General features: G+C 73.6%; 5 protein-coding genes. 4 read left to right on the top strand and 1 reads right to left on the bottom strand.

All coding sequences use genetic code 11. From position 1 onward, the window contains the following. Nucleotides 1–184: 184 nt before the first annotated feature. Nucleotides 185–1,429 (top strand): GNAT family N-acetyltransferase, encoded by a 1,245-nt coding sequence (locus tag EAO77_RS37325; protein ID WP_147992706.1) that lies wholly within the window; start codon nucleotides 185–187, stop codon nucleotides 1,427–1,429. Between the two features lie 42 nt (nucleotides 1,430–1,471). Here the strand turns inward: EAO77_RS37325 and EAO77_RS39290 are convergent, their stop codons facing one another. Beyond that, the gene (locus EAO77_RS39290) at nucleotides 1,472–1,636 is read right to left on the bottom strand and encodes a hypothetical protein (RefSeq protein WP_187283606.1); all 165 of its coding nucleotides are present in this window, start codon (nucleotides 1,634–1,636) and stop codon (nucleotides 1,472–1,474) included. Nucleotides 1,637–1,882: 246 nt separating this feature from the next. Between EAO77_RS39290 and EAO77_RS37320 the strand changes: the two genes are divergently transcribed. From EAO77_RS37320 to EAO77_RS37310, 3 genes are read left to right on the top strand one after another with little or no spacing between them, the layout of a single operon-like run. Further along, nucleotides 1,883–2,827 (top strand): GntR family transcriptional regulator, encoded by a 945-nt coding sequence (locus EAO77_RS37320; RefSeq protein ID WP_147992705.1) that lies wholly within the window; start codon nucleotides 1,883–1,885, stop codon nucleotides 2,825–2,827. Between the two features lie 2 nt (nucleotides 2,828–2,829). Continuing rightward, entirely contained in the window at nucleotides 2,830–3,567 is a 738-nt protein-coding gene (locus tag EAO77_RS37315; RefSeq protein ID WP_261994339.1) for an HAD family hydrolase, read from the top strand. Nucleotides 3,568–3,597: 30 nt separating this feature from the next. Then, nucleotides 3,598–4,749: an aminoglycoside phosphotransferase family protein gene (locus EAO77_RS37310; protein ID WP_261994338.1), complete on the top strand. Its 1,152-nt coding sequence runs from the start codon at nucleotides 3,598–3,600 to the stop codon at nucleotides 4,747–4,749. The last annotated feature ends 114 nt before the right edge of the window (nucleotides 4,750–4,863 follow it).

The raw sequence follows: 4,863 nt of genomic DNA, 5'->3' as shown, positions 1-4,863 counted from the left end.
CACCGTGCCCGGGGCCGCCCGGACGCGGGCACGGGCACGGGCTGCGGGGCCGCGCATCGCGATACGGGTCCGCGCGGCCTTCTGAGCCGCCGAGCGGCCCGGATTCCGGGCGACGCCCCGGCCCCGTGCCCGGTGGCGCGAAAACCGAGTGCGGCCCGGGCGGCGGTCTGCCTAGCGTGACGGTATGAGCGTCGAGATCCGTCCGGTCACCGAGTCCGAACTGTCCGACTGGCTGCGAGCCCTGGCCACCGGCTTCCTGCGCCCCCCGCTGGTCACGGACGAGGAGGTGGCCGCCCGGCGGGCGCACTTCGACATGGCCCGGGTCCGGGGCGCGTTCGACGCGGGCCGGTGTGTGGCGACCCACCGCACCTTCGCGCAGACGCTGAGTGTGCCGGGCGGCGCGCGGGTCCCGTCGACCGCGGTCACCCATGTCACGGTCTCCCCGACGCACCGCAGGCGCGGCCTGCTGAGCCGGATGATGACCGCGGGCCTGGCCGCGGCCAGGGAACGCGGTGACGTCGTGTCCACGCTGATCGCCGCCGAGTACCCGATCTACGGCCGTTTCGGCTTCGGTCCCGCCGCGGGGATCACCGAGTGGTCCGTCGACGTGCCCCGCACCGGCCTCGACGCCCGGCGTCCGGTGCCGGACGGCGGCGGCAGGGTCGACCTCGTCGACGGCGCCGACGTCCGCAAGCTCGGCCCGGTGCTCCACGAGCGGCTGGCCGGTGTACGGCACGGGGTCGTCGACCGGAGCGAGCGCTGGTGGGGCGGGGCCACCGGATCGCTGGAGACGCCCCCGCATTCCTGGAAGGAGCCGTTCCACGCGGTGTACCGCTCGGCGGGCGGCGAGGCCGAGGGGCTGGTGACCTGGACGGCCGACGACCGGTGGGGCGACGCGAAGCAGCCGCAGAACACCGCCACCGTGCGCGACCTGATCGCGGTGACGCCCGAGGCGGAACGGGCGCTGTGGCACTTCGTCTGCTCGGTCGACTGGGTCACGACGGTCCGCACCGGCTACCGCGCCCCCGACGACCTGCTCCCCGATCTCCTCCCCGATCCCCGCGCGGCGAGGGTCCTCACCTCGGCCGACTTCCTGTGGGTACGCGTCCTGGACACCGTCCGGGCCCTGGAGGCGCGCACCTACGCGGCCCCGGCCTCCCTGGTGCTGGAGGTCGTCGACGCCGCGGGGCTGGCGGGCGGGCGCTTCCGCCTCGACACCGCCGCCGGGCAGGCCGCCTGCACACCGACCGCCGCCGCTCCCGATCTGACGCTGGACGTCCGCGAGCTGGGCGCGCTGTACCTCGGCGACGCCTCGGCGGTACGGCTCGCCGCCCTGGGCCTGGTGACGGAACACCGCGCGGGCGCGGTCACGGAGGCGGACACCGCCTTCCGCACGGCCCGCAGGCCGTGGTGCCCGGACGTCTTCTGACGCCTGCCCGCCCGGCGCGGTCGCCCCGGCGCGGCGCAGGGCTCAGCCGGCGCCGACGGCCGGGGCGACCAGCAGCAGGCCGCCGACACCGGTGCAGGTCGGGTTGTCGGCCTTGATGCCGACCGCAAGGAGTGCGAGACCGAGCCCGGCGGCGAAGCCGAACCTCCACTGGACGTACTGCTCGGCGACGAGGGCGATCAGAGGCATGGTGTGTCACTCCTTCGGTGGGGAGAGGCCGAGCGCGCACACCGTTGTGCTGCTGGGATCGATCCGGTCGGGCGGGCAACCCGGAGCAGAATTCGTTCGGTTGACCTGACCTTGTGATGCCCCGTCATGCCACACTCGTAAACTTGTCCGGTTGTTTGGTTCCTGTGAAGGTGATGACCGCGCGCCGAGTTGACAGGTCCGGCGCGGTATCTCCGGCTGCTCGTGCGGTAGTTGTATGGTTGTGGGGTGACCAGTCATGGAGCCGCCTCCAGGGACGGCCAGTTCCGCTATGTGCAGCTGGCCGACGTGCTGCGCAAGGAGATCAACCAGGGGACCAGGCTGCCGGGACAGCGCATCCCGACTCAGGAGGTCCTCGCCGCGCAGTACCACGTATCGCGGAGCACGGTGATCCAGGCGATCACGCTCCTGCGCGAGGAAGGGCTGGTCCGCGTCCGGCAGGGCAGCGGCACGTTCGTCCGCGAGCTCGGCGACCCCGCGTCCGCGACGGGCACGGAGCCGGCCCCGGAGACGGCCGACGGCGGTGACGAGAGCTGGGCCGTCGTCTCCGAGGACGTGCCTCTGGTGCGGCTGAAGCCGTATCTGGAGGAGGCGTTCGAGGCGACCGAGGTGACGCTGGACGTCTTCTCGATGACCACCGAGTCCCTCGCCACCCAGGTCTCCCACCAGAAGGACCGCATCCTCGACGGGGTGATCCGGCCGCCGCGCAGCATCACCGCGCGGCTGATCCTCCCCGACACGGCCTCGGGCCACCTGGCCATCCCCCGTCCGGTCGACGGCTCGGACGACCCGCGGGTGCGCAACCGGATGCACGGCATCCTCACGGCCCACGCCACCATCCTCCGGGAGTCCCTGTACGAGCTGCGCAACCGCAAGCTCGTCCCCGAGGTCTCGGTGGAGGTACGGCTCGTGCCGTTCTCCCCGCAGATCAAGCTGTACATCCTGAACCGCAGGCTCGCCCTGCAGGGCTTCTATCCGCCGGACCTCGGCAACGTCACCGTGGTCCCCGGCGGCGAGGAAGTGACCATCCTCGACGCATACGGCACCGGGGCGACCCTGTTCCCCTTCCGTGCCGCCGCCGACTCCACACCCGATCAGGTGGGCATCGTGCGCCAGATGCAGAAGTTCTTCGAGAACACCTGGACCCACCAAGCCGTAAGGGCGGACATCTGACCGTGCCACACGCCACTGCCACCCCGGCACAGCCGTTCGCGATCCGGGAGGCGGTGACCCGGGCCCGGTGCGTCGTCCTCGACCTCGACGGTCCCGTCGCCCGCGTCTTCGCGGGCGAGCCGGCCGCCGACATCGCCCGGGAGATGCTGAGCCTCGCCGCGCACGACGGCCGGCCGGCCCCCGGGGTCCGCGACACGACCGACCCGATCGCCGTACTGCACGCCCACACGGCGGAGATGCTCCGGCGGGACCGCGACCCCGGCTGGCGCAGGACCGTCGACGCCCTGCACGACCGGCTGGACGCCTACGAGCGCAAGGCCGCCGAGTCCGCCGAACCCACGCCGGGCGCGGCGGACTTCATCAGGGCGTGCCATGCCTCGGGGCGTGGTCTGTCGATCGCCACCAACAACCACGCGGACGCCGCCGTCCGGATCGTCGAGCGGATGTCCGTGCGCGACTGCTTCGACGGTCCCGTCGTCGGGCGGACGGGCGATGCCACCCTGATGAAGCCGCATCCCCGTGCCCTTCTGGAGGCGATGCGCCCGGGCGTGCCGGCCGGCCTCCATCTGATGATCGGGGACACGGTCTCCGACTTCCACGCGGCCCGGCAGATCGAAATGCCGTTCTGCGGGTATCACCGTCATGAGAGGGGGCGGCAGCGGCTGCTGGATGCCGGAGTCCCGCTGGTCGCCTCGGAGATGGGGGAGTTCCTGGCGTTCGTCGCAGCCGCGGACCGGTGAGCTCCCGCCGCACGGGCGACGCTCGGTCCCGTGCCGGTACCGGTGGCGGGGCGCTGTTCCCGCGGGCAGGGGGGCGGCCGCATTCACCCGGGCGCAGCGAGCACGACCGCCGGACCGGGATCGCGGGCCCGGCAGACGTCCTTACGGCTCAGTGCCGGTGAGGCGCTGATCGAGGGGCCTCTCCAGGGGTACCACCACGAGACCTACGCCTTCCCGCTGCCCGGTGCCGGTGGCGGTGCGGGATCGGTCCGCTGGAAGTGCCGGGAGCCGCGCGACGGCATCCTCTGGTTCGACCGGCGCTGGTTCGCGTCGGAGGGCGCCCTGATCCGGGCGCTGGCCGGCCGGGTGACCAGCGTGCCGGAGATCATGCTCGTCGACGGGATCGGTCTCCAGCGGTTCATCGAGGGGACGACCCTCGGCGCGTACGGGGGGCCGGGCAGCGCCGTCGCCGAGCGCCATCTCTGCCAGCTGGAACGGCTGTTCGGCGAGCTGGCGGCGATCGGACCGGGTGCGCTGCGGGTCGAGTCGACGGGGCCCGGGGACGCGGCCGTCGGCGACGGGGACAGCGCGGGTTTCGCGGCCGAGCTGCTGCGCTTCACCGAGGAACAGGTTCGCCTGGCGCATCTGCCGCGCTACGGGGAGCTGTTCCGCGCGCTGGGCGTGCCGGAGGACGGCCTCACCCGCCTCGCCCGCAGGATGCGCTCCCTGACCGCGCGGCCGTTCTGCCTGCTCCACGGCGACCTCCACCGGGAGAACGTCGTCGTCGACGGCCACGACCGCCTGTGGACCATCGACTGGGAGCTCGCCGCCTTCGGCGATCCGCTCTACGACCTGGCGACCCATCTGCATCTGATGCGCTACCCGGCCCGCCAGGAGGCGGCGGTCGCACAGCGCTGGCGGGACGCGGTGGAGCGGGCGCGGCCGGGGAGCTCGGCCGGGTGGCGCGAGGACCTGCCGCGGCTGCTCGCGTACAAGCGGGTGCAGTCCGTCTACACCGACGTCGTCCGGGCGGGCATCGGCACCGGGCGGGGCCCTCTCGACCTGCCAACGCTCTGCGACACCGCGTACAAGCTGGAGTCCGTGCTCGGGCGGGCGGCGGCCGTGCTCGGGATGCGCCGGGCGCCGGGCGTCCGGGAGATAGCCGCCGTCCTGCTGCGCCGACGCCGCACGGGGGGCGGCTGAGCGGGCCGGCCGGGGCCGGGGGGTGCGGACCCCGGGGGCCGGCCGGCCGTCGTGCGCGGCGAGGCTCAGCATCTCCCGGGCGATGTCGGCGGCCGGCTCGCCCGCGAAGACGCG

The sequence above is a fragment of the Streptomyces sp. T39 genome (assembly GCF_008042045.1).
Taxonomy (GTDB): domain Bacteria; phylum Actinomycetota; class Actinomycetes; order Streptomycetales; family Streptomycetaceae; genus Streptomyces.
Note: the sequence above shows the minus strand (reverse complement) of the source record. Positions and strands in the feature narration are given on the sequence as shown.